This is a genomic window from Bacteroides cellulosilyticus DSM 14838, assembly GCF_000158035.1.
Lineage (GTDB): Bacteria > Bacteroidota > Bacteroidia > Bacteroidales > Bacteroidaceae > Bacteroides > Bacteroides cellulosilyticus.
This window is the reverse complement of sequence record NZ_EQ973486.1, coordinates 5,543-22,953: the sequence shown is the minus strand read 5'-3', so window position 1 is coordinate 22,953 and position 17,411 is coordinate 5,543. Positions and strand designations below refer to the sequence as shown.

Sequence of the window (17,411 nt, the reverse complement as noted above, 5' to 3'; positions counted from 1 at the left end):
TACAAAAAAATAAGAGAAAAAACAGTTTGTAACCAGGCTATTTCCCACCGTCACAAAATGCAAGGTTACAAACACTGTTTTTTTGTAACCAAGTTTGTAACCAAGTTTGCAACCAAATTTGAAACCGATTATCTTTCTTATTATTAGTTACTTATCTTCTTTTTCAAACATAGGATACAGAGTTACAAAATTTTAGTAAGTAAAAAGGGAAGGGGTAAGGGGAAACCGAAAGGCAGGGCGGCTGGCGCCGGGCGCTTTTCAAGTAAAAAGGCCAGACACTTTCGTATCTGACCTCTTTACTTTGTACCCTTCGTTACAGTCCTGGACGCAATGTAGTCACATGGTTAGCTGTTTCGTAACCTTTCGTAATACTCTTCTTTCCATTTTTTTTCGATCTCCATAAGACGTTTACGCCTTATCTTTGTAAAATCATCGTTAAACTCATACTCAAAATGCCCGCACCATATAAACAAACATGCTATCTTAATAAACCATTCCAGTTTTTGTTCGTCCTGGCATTTTGTAGCGAAATTGAAGATAGTCCCTTCTTCCATCACTTCCAAAAAGTCGTATACCGGCTTAGCAAATTCATAGAATCCGGGCACCTGCATCAAATCCCTAAATTCCTGGTAGCTTTTTAGTTTATATTTAGAAAGGCACATTCCCAGAATCAGTTTTTGTATCGGTAAAACCTTCAATCACTGTCTGCGCAGGCGTCCGGTTTGCTTCACTCTCCCCCATCTCCATATCATTAATTCCAGTGGCGCTAACAGTCTGAATATAGATCATATCACAGGATTTACCGTCTATCTTCCTGGTGATACGTCCAGAACTATTTCGCATAACTTCTGGATTAAGACATTTCACATAAGGCGTAAGATTCGCAAATCCTTTTAGAGCTTTCGTAAAACGCTGCATGGTACATTTACGCATACCAGAAAAGTTTATAAAGTCCTGAAAAGCGGATTGCCTATCAACTAATACATTAACCTTATCCCCATCTTCGGCAAAGTATCCTTTAGCCCAATCTTCAAAACCGGCTCCCATATCAGCTTTATATTTTCGACGCATGATGTTATCCATTGGGGGCAGTATCTTAACTGAATCATCAATCAATGAAAGATAGAACTTGCAACATTGCAACATGAAGTTAATATCCTGGTTCCATTCTTCCTCGTTATAGTCTGTTAGCAAATTCTTACCGAAATCATCCCGAATAGATCTTGTTTCCAAATAGTCATTATCCGGTGTACGTTGGTGATAATAGTCTGAAAATACCATATAAAGCAACCTTCCTTCTGTTGATGGATCAAAATCCACCGGCACAAAGTTTGTTGTAAATCCAATTTTCGGGCTATCCTTATAAGGTATGTTGAATGATTGATTGTTCTTCGGGTTTACGGTCATATCAGACGAAATAACGTCGTAAAACAAACCGGTAGAAGTATATCTATCGCAATCATCTATTAATAAAAAGTCGGTGTGTTGGGTGATCTGATCGAACACGTGGGGATTATCCATTAATTTAGGATTACGGCCGGATAACTTAACAGTCTTCATAAAGTGATCGAAAGTTTTAAAAAGAAAAGATTTTCCGGATCTTCCGTTACTGTCCCCGTCTTCTCCTAGTTTATTATCCATCGCATAAGGTGACCAGGCACGGGAAGGGGATTTATACCGGTGAAGAATATAGCCGATCGCAAAAATCTTATTTATCAAGTTCTGTTTTTGCTCCGCTATTTCTGCCGGTTCCAGGTTAGGCCCTGCAATATCAAAAATATGTTCTAGTCGATATCGATCCGCTTCCTCATTATCCAAGTGATCCAGAGAATATTCAAGCTCTTTCCGCCAGTGTGTTCTACTCGTATTAATTAAGTATCGAAAAATATTACTAGCATGTTCGTGTATATCGATATCCCAAGCATCTGTCCCATCTGAAAGCTTATTTCGTTTTATCGTAAACATATCTGGCAATACTTTAACATTGTGCGGTATTACATTTTCTTCCCAAACATAGCGGTCTGTAATGCCCATGTTCGCCAATTGGGTTTCTATCTTACCCCCTGTAACTTCCCATACTGCATTAGGGAAGAAAAAATACTGACTCTTCCTGGTATAACTTGTAAAGTCCAGCGTTATTTCGTCCAGATTCTCCAATGCCCCATCGCTCATACGTGGCGAGTTTAGGATCAAATTACGAATATTCCGATCCAAATAACGTTCCCTCGCAAATTGGCGAAGGAAAGTTCTTATATCCTTTCCCTTTATAGACGAAACGATCCGTCCTACTACGCGTACATATTGAGTATTAGCCGAATTTTCATCCCTTAAGGCATGAAATCCGTTTAGTTTCAAAAAATAATGTAGGCAATCCGCATCTATTTCGTACTGTTTCTTCCCGGTTTTCTCGTTTTGCGTTATCTCCCAAAATCGGGCTGGCATAGCCATTTTAAGAAGGTTCCTAAAATCTTCATTTTTTTGCCTTAACTCCATGAAATCCCGGAAATCTTTTCGTGGTTTCCCGCGCCAATCTTTATAGGTAGTCAGCCAAGAAGGTAGCCAGACCGTTAAGATATCCATATACTTAAGTGCTAATTCCGTAGCCTTCCTTATACCGGTCGAATCGATATCCGGTATATTATATAGTTTCTCTACATACTTATATATTTCCTTAATCTCTTCCGGGCTTACTTTGTAGGTTTCAGAATTAAACCACAAAGGAGAATAGCCAAGCGAAGCAACACAAAGTGAATCACGTTCACCTGAACAAATGAAAGCTTCTTCCAGCTTTTTTTCTTTATAAGGTTTATCCTCATTTTTGGGATCCTGTTTAAATAAAGCTTCTTCTTTCGCATTATATTCCCGGTACAATTTCTTTAGTTCTTCCAGACCGTTAATAAATTCTTTGGGCTTCACCCCATCAGGGGTATAACTAAAACGCCATTGTTTATCCGGGTTCAACGGTTCATATATCTTGTAGAACTTAACAACCTTTTCAGGATCATTACTAGACTGTACAATACATTCACGCATAAATATAGGATAGGTAGGCGTTGTGTATTTAGTGGTAACTTCCCTATTCTTAACATAAGAAATCGATTTTGCCACGTACCAATTTAACCGATCAATATGTTCCTGCTTTACGCGCGGGCCCATGATCTTAAGTTGATCTGCCGTGAATGTTTTTTCAAGTTCAAAGAAGCGGGATCCTTCCTTTTCGTCAGCTTTAGCCGGTCGCTTTCTGATATCCGGCTTATTGACTGACTTATTTAGTTCGTTAGTCACATTATAACGACTTGCCAGCTTAAAAATCGCTTCTGAAAAAGAGATACCTTCTTCATACATGCAAATATCAACCGGGGACATTGCTGTAGACTGATCCCCGAAGTCCGTTACCTTATAGACTTCATAGTCGTTATTTACTTTGAATTTCTTGATACATGCCGAAGCGTCGTCTTCTTCCGGGCGGCGTTTAAATTTCTTTTTGTTATCGACGCATCCTTCGGCCTGTGGATAATAATCTAAGATTATATCTAGTCCATCATGCGTTTTGCTATAAATGTCACTAACTTTAATCATAACTTCTAAAGTTACACGGTTACAAACTTTTTTCTATCTTTTTGGGGATATATCCACTAACTAAAGCATTTTATATTGTAGGCGAAAAGAAAATGTCTTAATTCTCTTTTCTTGTAATGGAGATCGTCTATCTTCATCAGCAAGGACGCATACACGGTCTTTGTCGTTGATAACATAACCTTTCTTTCTCATTTGATACTTTAGGTTTCTTAATCGGCGATCCTCCTTTACAGGCTCTTCCCCCTTACTTTCAGGCAAAATACTTTCTCTCATACTTTCTACTCCTTATATTCTGCGGATGTTACACCACATGAGAACCACGCTATTATCATTTGATTCCTTTTTAATTTGTTATACGTCATTTAGTAATCTTCTCTAATTCCTTAATAAGCGGAAGAACATGCTTTTTCACTTGCTTTAGCTCCGCCGCATTTCCATCATCGGGAGTCCCTTCCAGTAATGCCCGGTAGGTTTCGTACATTTCTCTAAGCCAAATAACTTGCTCCTTAGAAATTGATATTGATTTTTCGCTCATTATTAAATTATCTATTCATTTTTTTCTTAAACCAGTATTTCTCACCAGTCCTACAACCTGGTTGAAAAGATCCAGGATATCCCTTACGTTTACTAGCTGCTTGCGCATCCCTTCGATTGTAGTTATACACTTCTTTCAACCAGTCGGGATCCTTAACTAATCCCAATTCGCGAGCTTTACGCGTAACTGTCCTAGGAGATACCCCTATTAATTCAGCTAATTCCTCATTCCGGGTAGTTGGATAGTACCGTTTCAATAAACTAAGCATATTCCCCGTCCACAAAATCCGAGTACTATATCCCTTATGTTCCACTAGCCGCCCTTTTGCCTCATGGAAAAAGCAACCATCAGGAACTTTACGGTTTCTAGCATACTCCTGCCTCTTTTCTTCCCTTACACATTCCTTACAATGTGAACTATACCCGGAAGCACATTTATAAAAACTATGTAACCAAAGCTTACGCCCACAAACCGGACAAATTTTCTTTCGACATTGCTTCATCCTATTCGATTATTAATCTGTAAATATTTCAGTTTCATCCAGTACTGCTTCAATCGTCTGTTTCCACATATTCCTAGCAACTTTATAATGATGTGGCAATACATATACTTCCGAAAAAGTATCACCCATAAGTTTAATTTTCTCGACCTTATAGGCAATATGATGATAGCCTAATAAATCAAGATAGTACTTTAACCTATTCTTCGACTCGGTTGTAATAGCTAGCTTCATATATGATCTAGCTTCTTCTTCCGTATTTATCGATCCTTTTAATTGTACGTCCATGGCTCAAGATTAATTAAAAATAGGGTTCTTCCCCCCAATCTCTGTTTATTATACTATTGGTGCAGTGCCCGCAACAACATTTGTACACAACCTTACCGGCTAGTGTTATTTCAGAAGGTGAATGATAAAACGTGGATCCGCATTTATTACAAGTAAATTCGCCATAATCCGCACCTAAAGAACTACCCAAAAACCAAAGCCCGTATTTATGCTTATTTAGATAGTTATCTCGCCCTTCGGCTTTTTTACTCAACCGAATACGATAATCCATCTTAATACTTTCGGCATCTCCCCAATCAATAATTCTTTTTTCATATAGAAAATTCCTACGAATATTATAAGCAAGATCGGACGCTCTACTACTTAATGAATAATACAACTTGTATTTTTCCGAGTGAAATTCTTCCGTATCAAATTTTCGGGCTCGCATCATCTTTTTATTATGTAGTTCTTTTTTCTCAAGAAAAGAGCTATTCAGCCTTTTAAGCTTTTCCAGCTTATTTTTTACTATTCCATCTTCCATAAAACCAGTTTTTAAAGTTTGATCTCTTGCACGTAGGTTAATGTCCCCTTGTAGCCCCTGGCTCTAAGTTCATCCATCAATTCACGCGGTTTAAATTGCGCTAATTGGGGATTACTTCCTGGTTGCTGTTTCTTTTTCCCTTTAGAGATCTTCGCAGAACGACAACTCATGCAAACGTTACATAATCCGTCTGCCGTCTTAGGGTGGTGTGAAAACTCACTTATAGGCAATACGCTGCCACATGCTGTACATTTTTTTGTTTCCATAATTTCACTATTTACATTCAGGTAGTTTTGATAATTCTTTCCCATTAAGGAGATAAGAAGAGGTGTAGATCCGGCCTAAATACAAGTGGAGCTTTACGCATCCACATTTGACGCAAATTTCAGCCTTATAGACTCCCGGTATTCGATCTGGTGTCGGCTGTAATAAAGTCCATCTATGCCGTGCCATAGCTAATCTTTTGTGCCAGTATAAATACACGGCGAATTAAGATCTACTGTACTTCCCAGGCCATTGCTAAGAATATTAAGAAGATCTTCTCTTTTATCTGGATCAACTTTTACCAGATAAAAACCTGATTTCTTTTTAATGTTACTATGTACTTGCTCTAAGGAAAAATTTTGTTCCAAGAACTTTGTAAACTCCGGGTATTCACCCGGCCTAAAATTAAGAGTGTCGATTCTGTGGAAACTTCCATCTTTATAGACTTCTAGTTCCGCTTTTCTTGCTGTAATACTTGCTTTTCCTGCCATAATAGAATTTTTTAATGTTAAACATAACCGGTCTGTTCCCGGCTGTCACCGGTTTAATGCCTTGTTATTATCCGTTGGCCTTCTACACTTTTATGTAACGTCCTGGAAGGTGGGATCGAACCACCGACGTAAACACCCGATATCATCTGCATTTTTGTTCTACCGCTGAACTATTCCAGGGGGTGCCGATCTATTCTCGGCTGTCACCGGTTTAATGCCTTATTATTGTCCGTTGGCTTCTCTACTAGGCAGAGTATTAAGTTTCAGTTCGTCTTAACCTTACCACTTCTTCCGTCTGTACCCGTCGTGTATTGGTGGTTCTACGGTACAAATCACTAGCATGTACATATTCGCCAAATATGAATACGGAAAGAAAACAAGCGGCCACAAACCGTTTTACCGGTTCACACATAGACAAGGGAATATTAAATTTCCGGCAAAAGCAGAACTTTGTCAATTCAGCAGCTTTGCTAATACCGGCCTTTTCTTTGATCTTCTGCAAGGTATTGTCTACCGTCTTAATTGAAATACCTAAAATGTTAGCAGCTTCTTTCTGGGAAATAGCGCCTAGCCCCATAACTTCCGCGATTTCCTCTTCCCGTTCTGTTAATTCTGCCTGTATATTCATAGCTTATCCTTTTATATCCCAGATATCAGAAACATCTACCCCAAATTCAGAGAAGATCTTTTCTATTCCTTCTTTGATATGGGCCGGTATATTCAGATAGTCTTTCTTTTTCCTATAATATTCAGGATCCGACGAACAGCCAAGGAAGTTATAAAGCTGATCTTTCAATTTCGGATAGTCTTCCCTGGATACTTTTAATGTACCAGGCGTAAATGAGTAATGCTTTTTAGTTACAGCCATAATATTTTATATTTAGATTTTACATAGACATAGGGTATTTTCCCTATTGTGTGTACTGCAACTTTTTGTTATATTTGATGCAGTAAATTGTTATTCGTGATGCAAATATGCGTATAATATTCCGCATATCAAAACATACAGCGGATTATATTCCGCTTTTTAACATAAATAAAGAATGAAGGAAGTTAGCCCAGTTAAAGAAAGACTCATTGAGTTATGCACAGAAATGAGTATCACTCCAAACCAATTTTCACAAGAAATTGGGAAGAATAGGGAGTTTATAAGAAAAATAATAGGCGAAATAGGCAGCGACGTATTGCGGAATATACACCGCAAATATCCAGCAATTAATATCATGTGGATAATAACTGGAGAAGGGGAAAAGTTTCTTTCACCTGACAATTCAGGATCAAACGATAACAATTTAACAAATTATTTAAAGGAAGAAAATAAAGAATTAAAAGAAGAGGTTAAGCGTCTTATACAAGAAAATGCGACTCTATCGGCTAGATTGGAGTTATACCACGGCAACAGTGCCGAAGCTGCCGGATGACGATTATAAAAGGCGGAAAATGGAAAGATCGGTAAACACACACAAACATGAATATCAGTAAGTTATGCTTATGTTTTAAGACGTTTACCGGGACTAAATCGGGACAATATAATATAAAATAACCATATTGCGAATAATGTAAAAAGCTGATAATCTGTTTCTTACAGAAGCGAAGAGAAGAGTATTCAAATCGGATCTCCGCAACTAAATAAAAAAGACCGTTTTTCAACGGTCTTTTTTCGTATCCTGACAATACCTATTGTTATTTCACAACTACTGTTGCAGCTTCCTTCAGTTTTATATCCAATGAAGCGTCTTTAGATTGAGGCATCCAAACTACCTGACGACATTCGCCATTCTCCAAAGTACATCTTTGATCACCATGAGCATACAGATACTCCGTATCAACATGGAAAGAACTTGCGTTCACGTTCCAACTACGTATCCCGTTCAGATGCAGATGCAAATTATCCGTTTTACCGGTATTAAACAACCACGCACCATTCTGGACTGTTAAAGCTCTAAAGTTGCAGTCGTTTATGGTAGCATAATCTTGTACCATCAAAGACAATGAATCACGGGCCAAACCTTCAACAGTCATTTTCTGGGCTTCAAGACTGGTCTGCAAGAACTGGACATGATCCGGCAAAGCTATAATCATCTCCTCGGAACGTAAATTAAGCCAATACAAGTCCTGATATTTCTTTTCAAGCTTATCATTAGGAAAATCAAATACGATACGTAACGTATCTCCAACTGAATTCATCGTCATAAATTCATCCATACCGGAAGCATAAGTGAAAGATCCTTGTCCAGCTTCACCAGAAGTAATTTTCAAAGGAAGCTCTCCAAATGCCGGCATTCTTATTCCCTTTTCTTCGCCCTCACCCGTAGCGATGATATTTCTAACCGCCACCATCTGTATAACTCTGCACTGCGGTAATTGAACAGTCTTCTTTTCTCCTTTAATATCCAGGAAAATATTATCCCAACCTGTAACTTGCGTAGAGGCGTAGAATATGCCAGCGCACACCACAACCAATCCCGTAAGCAACATTCCAAATATTATATAAGTTGTTCGTTTCATAATCTTCTTCTTTATTTTTGTTTCTTACTAAATTCCCGGTACATAGCCGACATGTCTTCTGCCGAAATACCAAGGGTATACATCTGCTTGAAGAAATAATCTACTTCTTCTTTGAGAAAATACTCTTTACGCAATGAAAGGATTAACGCACGAGCACCGGAAGCGACGAAATAACCGATACCACGTTTGTTATAGATAACTTCCTGCGATTGCAGATAATCGTACGAGCGCATCACCGTATTAGCGTTCACCTCTACCACAGCTGCATATTCTCTGACGGATGGTATGCGCTCCTCTTCCCGATATTGCCCGAGAAGCACTTCGTCACAAATGCGATCTGCTATTTGAAGATAGATGGCTTTACTTTCTTTAAAATTCATACTTACCAGCGGTTAATGATTTCAGACTCTTTGAAACGGAAATAGGCAACTATCCAGTTAAAGACAGCCATTGCGAAAAAGATTACCGTAGATGAGAGTGTCATCGTTTCATCCGATATGGTCTGATTTACTCCACCACTGCGACCTTCAAATAGCATTTTCGCTAACACTGAGCCTATCGCTATATAAACTATAGCAATCACAACAATAGCTGAAAAAGTCTTCACAAATGAATTCTTTGGCCAGATGGAGCTACCCAAAACAAACAGGGACTGTGCAAAGATATAAGCACTTACTCCTAACATGAAATAATTGCAATCATCGAAAACCGTCCAGAATTGTTCTTTTCCCACCAGATGGGAAAGTGGAGTAGAAGCAATTATACCTTTCAACTCGGGATAACTAATCATATAAATTGTTACACGTGTCCAGTCCGCCAGTTTGAAAGCTATTAGAAATACGATAAGGAAACCGAAAGTGAATACCAGCCAACGTGAGAAAAACTTTTCGAACATTGTGGCAGGAATCATCAACATAGCTATCCGATTCGTTTTAGTCTTCATACGCTCCATTATAAACGAAGCACTCAAAAGCCCCATAATAACAAGTGCCCAGACGAAAGCCCCTAACTCGAAATTCCAGATAGGATCTTGATCTGTCCAACTGCTTGCTGACAAATAATTGTACCGAAAATATCCGTTCCATACGAAAGCAATTGCCATTATACCGTACATCATTACGAAGCGGAGCAAATTTGCCTTCCAACTCTCCACCATTTCTTTGCGACATAAGTTCACAAAACGGGGCGCACTAAAAAAGGTATCGCGTATCATTGTTCATTCTGTTTAGGGTGAAACATTCCTTTTATCTTCTCAGGGTCCGTAAGCGCGGCACCGAACAACAATTCAAGATTGATCTCCGACTCTTCATCATCCGTATTCGGCAACATCAGGAAATTGCCCTGTATGGAAGGAAGCGTGTAAATCGCTGCTTCTGCCAATTCGCGGTCATCGCTTTCAACGAAAAGAAATTTACTACAGATGTTGGCAGTGGATGCGTCAAGCAAAACATTACTGTTATCCATAATCACCACATGATCCAGTATCTTATCAATATCCCGCACCTGGTGGGTAGAGATAATAATGGTTCTGTCGTCCGACATGCCCGAAGCTATAAATTTACGGAACTGGCTCTTACCCGGAATATCAAGACCATTGGTCGGTTCGTCCATAATCAGCAGTGAGGTGTGGGTAGCCAATGCAAAGCTCATAAAGACTTTCTTCTTCTGCCCCATCGACAAGGCTCCTAGGTCAATATCCTGCTCCATTTCGAAATAATGCAGGTATTTTACCATGTCTTCCTTACTGAAACGGGGATAGAACTGACTGTTCAACTCCACGTAGCTGACTAAAGATATAGGAGGTAATTCAAATTCTTCGGGAACCAGGAACATATCCTGTAGTGTGATTGGCAACCGACGGCGTACATCGGTATCATGATACATTATTTTCCCACTCTTAGGAGTAAGCAAACCGCTCATCAGATAAAGCAGTGTAGATTTGCCGGCACCGTTCTTTCCCAGTAACCCGTATACCCTACCTCTCTCTAACGAGAGCGAAAAATCGTGCAGGACTTCTTTTTTACCCCGACGATAACTGAACGAAATGTTTTCTACCTGTAGCATACTTATATGTTTTTATAGGTGGCAAGGAAACAAGATACAAGGAGAAGGCCTTGTCAACTAGTATCTGATACCTTGTTAATTTCAATATTAGTGTATTAGTTTATTAGTACACCACAAAGGTAGAGAATCTTTTTAATAATCCAAGCGTTTACAGAAAAAAACATAAAAAAAGGAGGAGCTAAGAATCACTCTCCACTCCTCCCGACACGACAAACAACTAAAATTGTTGCTATTTGATGCCTTCCAACGCCTTTTTGGCAGTAGCATTGGCGGGGTCTATAGCCAGAATTTTATTCCAGAACTCTTTCGAAGCAGGATAGTCGCTCTTTAACAGATAGTAGTAGCCCAGATAACTGTAGCACTCTATCAACGCAGAGTTATACTTCGGTTCATTTTTACTCAGTAGCATGTCCATTACCTTTTCGTAATAAGGTTTCGCCAGCCCGTCAGTAGTTTCGGGGTCCATGGCAGAATTGGTCCGGGCACGCCACATTTCTCCCAGATAACTGTCGGGAGCTTGTTCGGAAACAAGGGTGAACACAGAGTCAGCAGACTGCAATGCCAGTTTACGGTCGGCAGGCTGTACGGCGAGCGAATCCGAAGATGTGCCCTGTCCGTAATAAAGACGTCCTAACTGGAATAATGTTTCAGGAGTCTTCTTTTCTTTGGCTAATGCATCGTAATATTTGCGGTAAGCAGCAATAGCCTCTGCATAATTATTGTTCATTTCATGGGCATCGGATATCTCACGCCACAAGTCCACTTGTGTATCATCTTTATCCAATGCTTTGCCATATTCTATAATAGCTTTATCATATTTCTTCAATGCACTCAGTAAAGCGCCATAATAGCGGTAATCTAAATAAGAATAGTCTGCACGGTCCGAAGCATTGAAGAAAGCATCGGCAGCCTTCTCGGCATCTTCATAGCGTTTCAGGTCCGTATTGTTATACATGACAAGGCGGTTGAAAGCAGCGTGGCGTGCATTCTTCTGCAAACCCTTCTGTGCAACCTGCAATGATTTCTCGAAATCATGATTCAGGAATAGGGCAAAAGCATATTTCAGCATATCATCTTCCGTAGCAAGAGGCGTGTCGATGAATTTCGCATACATCTCGGCAGCTTTGCCAAAACGATTGCCGGAATAATATACCTCAGCCAGTTCCCTGTCAGCTTCCAGACAGTTCGGATCTACAGCTTTGAGCTGCTCCAACTTTTCAATGGCCTGTGTAGGGCTGGCAGACTTATAAGCCTGCGCATACTTCAGGTAGGCTTCCTTGCAATTCGGATCGAAATAGATGGCTTGCTCATAAAGTTGGCAAGCTTGTCCAATATTCTTTTGTGCAAGGGCAATATCACCCTCCAATACAGACACTTTGGGATCTTTGTTATTGGCTTTCTTTGCCATAGCCAGATATTCCTGAGCTTCGGTGATCTTTCCGGCGTCCAGATAAACATGGGCTACGGAAGTCACAAGATCCACATTCTTTTTATTCTTCCCTTTCAGTAACTCCCCAGCCTCCTCAGAAGCTTGCGCGGGATTGGACTGAATCAAGTTTTTTACTTTATCTACCCCAGCCTGCCATTCGGGTACAGGCGTTTGTGCGGAAAGTGTGCCGGCCAACAGCAACGCTCCCATACTAAGAACTAACATCGTTTTCATAATAGCACTCATTTTAGTTATTTATCTTTTATATTCACCACCCGTACCTGTTGGGTAGCGGGTACTAATCCCGACTTTAAAATAATCCGCTGTCCCCGGTCGGAAGCAAGGAAGGAGGCAAATCCCCACGGAAGCGCGCTTCGCGGATCGTTTAACAGGGCATAGATGCTGCGTGCCAACGGATAATCACCGTAAAACAAATATGCCTGATAGGGTTTGAAACTGTTTTCCGGCTTCGCCTTGTCGGCTGCGCTGACGGACATCACACGTACTTCTTTGCTGAAGGAGAGCCCTGTGCTGTCATTACGGTCGCTCAGCCAATTCACGCCGATAATACCGATAGCATCAGGAGTCTTTGACACAAAGTCGATGACCTCTCTGTTGGTTTTCAATGCTTTCACCTGGTCCGATAACGGAGCACCCTTACAAATGGAATCCACCGCAAACCGCACGGTACTGGAGTTTTTATTGTCAAATACCAGGCGGATATCCTTCAGCCGGGATGCCGGATAAATTTCCTTCCATTGTGTAACCTTTCCCGTCAGGATGCTGCGAATTTCGTTCACGGTGATCAACGTATCAGGATTCTCCCTGTTCGTAATCAACGCTAGCCCATCCGTAGCAATCTTTATCTCCTGCGGGAAGAACTTCCGGCTATTGAAAGAGTTCATCTCCTCCGGTGTCAGTCTGCGACTGGTTATAGCCAATCGCAGACTGTCCTTGAGCAATAGATTGACGGCTTCTACTTCCGTCACATAACGGGGCACAATTCCTGCCAGAGGAAACAGTCCTTCAAATACATCCACCTCCTCCTGTACGATAGGCTGGAAACTTTCGTCCGCAGCAATTGCTATCACACCCGAAGTGTACGTATCCGTCAGCCCGTCCTTAGGCTTACTTTGGCAGGCAGACACTGCAAGCAGCATCACTGCCAAACTCAAAAGTTGAAGTTGTTTCACCGTTTTCATGACACACACATTATTATTGTAACCTAAACACTACCGGAATTGTATACTTCACCGATACAGCTTTACCATTCTGTTTACCGGGAATCCACTTAGGCATGGACATAATCACACGGACAGCTTCTTTGTCCAGGTAAGGGTCTACACCTCTCAGCACATTCACATCACGTACACGACCATCCGCACCTACTACAAACTGGCAAGTCACACGTCCCTGCGTTCCGTTTTCCTGGGCAATAGTCGGATACTTCATATTCTTGCTGATGAACTGCATCATCTCAGCCTGTCCACCAGGGAACTGAGGCATTTGTTCTACCATATCGAAAACCTTTTCAGGTTCCGGTTCAGCTTGGGTAACCACTTGTTTCAGGTCAGCAATATCCTTACCATGTTCTTCGTCGTTACCTTTCACGTCAGCGATAGAAATAGCCACTTTTGTTTCTGTCAGTTCCTGCTGGCTCTTAATCTCATCCTCATCTCTCACTTCCTCGTCTTTCTTGATGACGGGAGCCGTGAATTTGATAGAACTCTTCAGTGCAGGAGGCGGGGGAGCAACGGGCTCCACTCTTTTCATTTCTTCCTGTTTAATTTCCGGTTCTTCCAATTGAGACAAGGTAGTCACCTCGGTCATCACTTCCTTCTGCTTCGGCGTAGCCATCTTTATCAAAGTAGGGATACTGAACCCTATCAATGCAATGACAATCACCAGTATCACAGCAATATTATGACGCTTCGGAGATTTCTCTCTTAACTGATAGGCGCCGTATGCCTTATTCTTGCCACTGAATATCAGGTCACACCATTCCGAAGAACTTAAATCTACTTTAGCCATATTCTTACTTTTTTAGGTGTTACACATTATTCGGCAAGGTTCTGCGACAATTCACCTTTGCTATCGTAGTTCTTTATCAAGAACTCATCGGCTTCAGCGATGTCCGTAATCACATACTTACCTATATTACATATCTGCATTTCATCGAGTGCATCAATCAGATTCTTGTACGAAGCATCATCAGTGGCTTTGATAATCACGGTCGGAGTATCCTTTCCGCTCTTAATTTCACCCAATTTCTTCGTAAACTCTTCTTCTGATATCTTAAGATTCAGTTTCTGCTGTTTCAGTTCGTTCACTTCATTTACAGCAGCTCTATTACGTTGCAAAAGCATTGCTCTCAGACCATCCGCCTTATAGGTTGTTTCCTTCAGCGAGCTATAATCTTTATAGTTGGGCTCTCCATCGTAATAATACAATTTATCGTCACCTCCCAACAGCAATGTGATAGCCTGTGATGCCTTCACTTTAGACTGCTGCTCTTCAGTAACATTCTTATCATTGCTCGGCATGCTTATCTCCATAGTCTGAGGTTTGCTCAGTGAAGTACAAAGCATAAAGAAGGTAATCAGCAACATATTCATGTCCACCATCGGTGTAAAGTCCACCCTGACGGTCATTTTCTTTTGCTTATTTTTTCCGCCTTTTTTCTTATTGCCGCTTTCTTGTATTTCAGCCATAATATTTCCTTTCTGTTAGTCTTCAGAAGTAGTCTTCAGAGAAGTAATCAGGTTATACCGGTTCTCTCTGAGGTCCTGAAGTGAGTTCATCACATTCTTGATTACGGAATAAGGAGTATTGGCATCCGCCTTGATGGCGATACGTAAATCTTTGTTCGTAGCACGGGCATTGCGCACCCAGGCTTTGAACTGATTATCGATACTGTCGGTAGGTATCCCCTCATTCTTTAACACAGCGTCTTGCTGATCCTGCGGCAAATCGAGGTACTTCTTCATACTCTTCATTGGCACCCCGAAAGTAGACGCCAATGAGAATTTCTTAGTTTCCTCCGGAGTGAAAGTCACTCCATATTCTTGCCCCATTGCTTCCAGCACCTCGCGCAAGTCAGACTGTTTGTCCAGACTCATAAATACTTTTCCCTCCGGATCGACCAATATTTGCAGGATATTCGTTTCCGGGATCTTAATCTCGGATACGGACCCCGGAGTGGTAACCTGTACCGGCTCTTTCTTCACGAACGTAGACGTCAGCATGAAGAAAGTCAGCAGCAATACAGTCACGTCACTCATCGCGGTCATGTCGATGAACGTACTTTTCTTTTTTATTTTCGCTCTACCCATAATTGTAGTATTTTAAAAGGGTTCGACCGATTTATTTATGCGTAGCTGCAAATGTCTGCACGATAGAGAAACCAACCTCATCAAGGCTGTAAGTTAACTTATCAATCTTATTGGTATAATAGTTATAAGAGATAACGGCCAATGCACCGGTTAAGATACCGAAGGCAGTATTAATCAAAGCCTCGGAAATACCTTGTGACAATGCCATAGAGTCAGCAGAACCTCCGGCAGCCAGAGCGGCAAACGAACGGATCATACCGATAACCGTACCAAGCAATCCCATCAATGTACCCAGAGTAGTGATAGTACCGATAATAGGCAGGTTCTGTTCCATCATCGGCAGCTCCAAAGCAGTAGCTTCTTCCAACTCTTTCTGAATGGCAAGCAACTTCTGGTCTTTAGCAAGAGTCGTGTCATTCTCCATTTCAGCATACTTCTTCAGAGTAGCATTTACTTACATTGGCTACAGAGCCACGTTGATTGTCACAAAGTTCCTGAGCCTTCTTCATATCACCGGCAGCCAAAGCAGCTTTGATGTTAGCAACGAATTTAGCCAATGAACCTTTACCGAAAGCAGCACCAATAGCGATGTAGCGTTCAATACTCAGTGCAATAACGGTCAGCAAGAGAGTCTGAATAACCGGAACGATGAATCCACCTTTGTAGATAGTACCGAGGAAGTTCCCTGGCAGCGGATGGTTGTTCGGGTCATTGTTCATGAAGTTAGAGGGGTTTCCCAACACAAAGTGAAAAATAAGCACGGCAACGATAAAGCAAATTACGATTACCCAACCGGCGGACTTGATGCCTTTAAAAGAGGCAGATTTCTTTTGAATAGTTTCCATGATGAAAAATTTAAATGGGTTTGTATTAAAATTGATTTTTAAAAATTAGACGTATGGATATAATCCTCCCCTTCACAGCATGAACATGCCGCTAACGCCCGTATAACCCAACCCAAGCATAGGATTGTAAAAGGTCACCTACTTTCAGCCATATTTTGGGAAAGAAGTAAAGGGAAAAAAGGGGAAAACTAAATAAAAAGGAAGTTTAAATCACAATCCGCCGCAAAGTGTAGATGTAGTATTCACTACTGAAGGATGTGTAATGCGGATCTTTATCTGAATAATATAGTTTAGACTGGTCATGTACCAACAAATTGTGGTGAGAAGAAATCATCAAAAGGCCTCTCATTACAGACGCTGTTTCAACAGCTCTGCGGAAACGATAAGGATTAAAAGAATATCTTTCAGAGATAGGTTTGCTTCCAAGTTCAGCATCCGTAGTCCACATAAACTTGGAGTTTGTAAATAAGTTGCTTCTAGTATTATTAGCGACATTATCCGAAGAAGCATTCTTTAATGATGATGAAGAAGCGCTCACCTCACAAGTAGATGCAGCTTTTTCAACCATCCCCGTAAAGTTGACGGCTCTGCTACCAAGACTACACGTCACCATAAGTAGCACAAATACCAAAAATGTCTTTACAGTTGTTCTCATGTCGCTTTCAATTCTATAGTAACAACAGCGAATGGCTGTTTTTTGTTTTATAAAAATCGAATTTTCTTTTAATAAAAAAAATAATGTTCAGTAAATAAAGGAATTATAGTACCTTTTAATACGAAGTAAAGGTACGAATAAAGCACTAAATACGAAAGCAAAAATATGATATAATTTCCTGGTTTTAAGTAGTTTTAATCATTGGTTTATTACTTAGGGGATACTATATTACATTGATAATACAACAGTATACATTTTATCATAAATATGCAATTATAATGTAAAGAGTAGGATTACTTTAAGAGGAGAATTAAGATAGAAGAGAATAAACTGGGGAGGATATTGAACTGAAAGAAGACGTGTATCGGGAAGGGGATATAAACGTAAAAGCAAAGAGAT

The 17,411-nt window shown here is 40.5% G+C and carries 21 protein-coding genes and 2 pseudogenes; 1 reads left to right on the top strand and 22 read right to left on the bottom strand.

Annotated elements, in window-relative coordinates:
- Positions 1-344: 344 nt before the first annotated feature.
- The 11 genes and pseudogenes from BACCELL_RS00140 to BACCELL_RS00090 all read right to left on the bottom strand — a co-directional run bounded on the left by BACCELL_RS00140 (position 345) and on the right by BACCELL_RS00090 (position 7,047).
- Positions 345-662 (bottom strand): hypothetical protein, encoded by a 318-nt coding sequence (locus tag BACCELL_RS00140; protein WP_007209430.1) that lies wholly within the window; start codon positions 660-662, stop codon positions 345-347.
- On the bottom strand, positions 649-3,579 hold the full coding sequence (locus tag BACCELL_RS00135; RefSeq protein ID WP_007209429.1) for a hypothetical protein: 2,931 nt from the start codon (positions 3,577-3,579) through the stop codon (positions 649-651). Before BACCELL_RS00135 ends, BACCELL_RS00140 begins: the two co-directional genes overlap by 14 nt.
- 60 nt (positions 3,580-3,639) lie before the next feature.
- Positions 3,640-3,852, bottom strand: a complete 213-nt coding sequence (locus BACCELL_RS00130; protein ID WP_002562754.1) for a hypothetical protein — start codon at positions 3,850-3,852, stop codon at positions 3,640-3,642.
- An 85-nt stretch (positions 3,853-3,937) separates the two neighbouring features.
- Positions 3,938-4,114 (bottom strand): hypothetical protein, encoded by a 177-nt coding sequence (locus tag BACCELL_RS26370; RefSeq protein WP_007209428.1) that lies wholly within the window; start codon positions 4,112-4,114, stop codon positions 3,938-3,940.
- A 514-nt stretch (positions 4,115-4,628) separates the two neighbouring features.
- Complete coding sequence (locus BACCELL_RS00120) at positions 4,629-4,901, bottom strand: hypothetical protein (RefSeq protein WP_007209426.1); 273 nt, start codon at positions 4,899-4,901, stop codon at positions 4,629-4,631.
- Between the two features lie 13 nt (positions 4,902-4,914).
- Positions 4,915-5,424, bottom strand: coding sequence for a hypothetical protein (locus BACCELL_RS00115; protein WP_007209425.1), 510 nt, complete (start codon positions 5,422-5,424; stop codon positions 4,915-4,917).
- 11 nt (positions 5,425-5,435) lie between these two features.
- Positions 5,436-5,690 (bottom strand): hypothetical protein, encoded by a 255-nt coding sequence (locus BACCELL_RS00110; protein ID WP_044153107.1) that lies wholly within the window; start codon positions 5,688-5,690, stop codon positions 5,436-5,438.
- Between the two features lie 189 nt (positions 5,691-5,879).
- Complete coding sequence (locus BACCELL_RS00105) at positions 5,880-6,179, bottom strand: hypothetical protein (protein WP_007209423.1); 300 nt, start codon at positions 6,177-6,179, stop codon at positions 5,880-5,882.
- 100 nt (positions 6,180-6,279) lie between these two features.
- Positions 6,280-6,359 (bottom strand): annotated as a pseudogene (locus tag BACCELL_RS00100).
- Between the two features lie 76 nt (positions 6,360-6,435).
- The gene (locus tag BACCELL_RS00095; protein ID WP_007209422.1) at positions 6,436-6,807 is read right to left on the bottom strand and encodes a helix-turn-helix transcriptional regulator; all 372 of its coding nucleotides are present in this window, start codon (positions 6,805-6,807) and stop codon (positions 6,436-6,438) included.
- 3 nt (positions 6,808-6,810) lie between these two features.
- Complete coding sequence (locus tag BACCELL_RS00090; RefSeq protein WP_007209421.1) at positions 6,811-7,047, bottom strand: hypothetical protein; 237 nt, start codon at positions 7,045-7,047, stop codon at positions 6,811-6,813.
- A gap of 175 nt (positions 7,048-7,222) precedes the next feature.
- On the opposite strand from BACCELL_RS00090, the gene BACCELL_RS00085 reads away from it, so the two are divergent.
- Positions 7,223-7,600, top strand: a complete 378-nt coding sequence (locus BACCELL_RS00085; protein ID WP_007209420.1) for a hypothetical protein — start codon at positions 7,223-7,225, stop codon at positions 7,598-7,600.
- Between the two features lie 262 nt (positions 7,601-7,862).
- Here the strand turns inward: BACCELL_RS00085 and BACCELL_RS00080 are convergent, their stop codons facing one another.
- The 11 genes and pseudogenes from BACCELL_RS00080 to BACCELL_RS00030 form a co-directional block, all read right to left on the bottom strand.
- Complete coding sequence (locus BACCELL_RS00080) at positions 7,863-8,687, bottom strand: PX domain-containing protein (RefSeq protein WP_007209419.1); 825 nt, start codon at positions 8,685-8,687, stop codon at positions 7,863-7,865.
- A gap of 11 nt (positions 8,688-8,698) precedes the next feature.
- Entirely contained in the window at positions 8,699-9,067 is a 369-nt protein-coding gene (locus tag BACCELL_RS00075; RefSeq protein ID WP_007209418.1) for a GntR family transcriptional regulator, read from the bottom strand.
- A gap of 2 nt (positions 9,068-9,069) precedes the next feature.
- Positions 9,070-9,900: a hypothetical protein gene (locus BACCELL_RS00070; protein ID WP_007209417.1), complete on the bottom strand. Its 831-nt coding sequence runs from the start codon at positions 9,898-9,900 to the stop codon at positions 9,070-9,072.
- Entirely contained in the window at positions 9,897-10,751 is an 855-nt protein-coding gene (locus BACCELL_RS00065) for an ABC transporter ATP-binding protein (RefSeq protein WP_007209416.1), read from the bottom strand. The genes BACCELL_RS00070 and BACCELL_RS00065 overlap by 4 nt, the downstream gene beginning before the upstream one ends.
- Before the next feature lie 229 nt (positions 10,752-10,980).
- Positions 10,981-12,426, bottom strand: coding sequence for a tetratricopeptide repeat protein (locus BACCELL_RS00060; RefSeq protein WP_007209415.1), 1,446 nt, complete (start codon positions 12,424-12,426; stop codon positions 10,981-10,983).
- A 5-nt stretch (positions 12,427-12,431) separates the two neighbouring features.
- Positions 12,432-13,382, bottom strand: coding sequence for a PstS family phosphate ABC transporter substrate-binding protein (locus BACCELL_RS00055; protein ID WP_007209414.1), 951 nt, complete (start codon positions 13,380-13,382; stop codon positions 12,432-12,434).
- A 13-nt stretch (positions 13,383-13,395) separates the two neighbouring features.
- Entirely contained in the window at positions 13,396-14,211 is an 816-nt protein-coding gene (locus tag BACCELL_RS00050; RefSeq protein ID WP_007209413.1) for an energy transducer TonB, read from the bottom strand.
- 26 nt (positions 14,212-14,237) lie between these two features.
- Entirely contained in the window at positions 14,238-14,894 is a 657-nt protein-coding gene (locus tag BACCELL_RS00045) for an ExbD/TolR family protein (RefSeq protein ID WP_026367265.1), read from the bottom strand.
- A 12-nt stretch (positions 14,895-14,906) separates the two neighbouring features.
- Complete coding sequence (locus BACCELL_RS00040; RefSeq protein WP_007209411.1) at positions 14,907-15,512, bottom strand: ExbD/TolR family protein; 606 nt, start codon at positions 15,510-15,512, stop codon at positions 14,907-14,909.
- A gap of 31 nt (positions 15,513-15,543) precedes the next feature.
- Positions 15,544-16,357, bottom strand: a pseudogene (locus BACCELL_RS00035) (MotA/TolQ/ExbB proton channel family protein).
- Positions 16,358-16,562: 205 nt separating this feature from the next.
- Complete coding sequence (locus BACCELL_RS00030; RefSeq protein WP_007219751.1) at positions 16,563-17,012, bottom strand: hypothetical protein; 450 nt, start codon at positions 17,010-17,012, stop codon at positions 16,563-16,565.
- Positions 17,013-17,411: the final 399 nt, after the last annotated feature.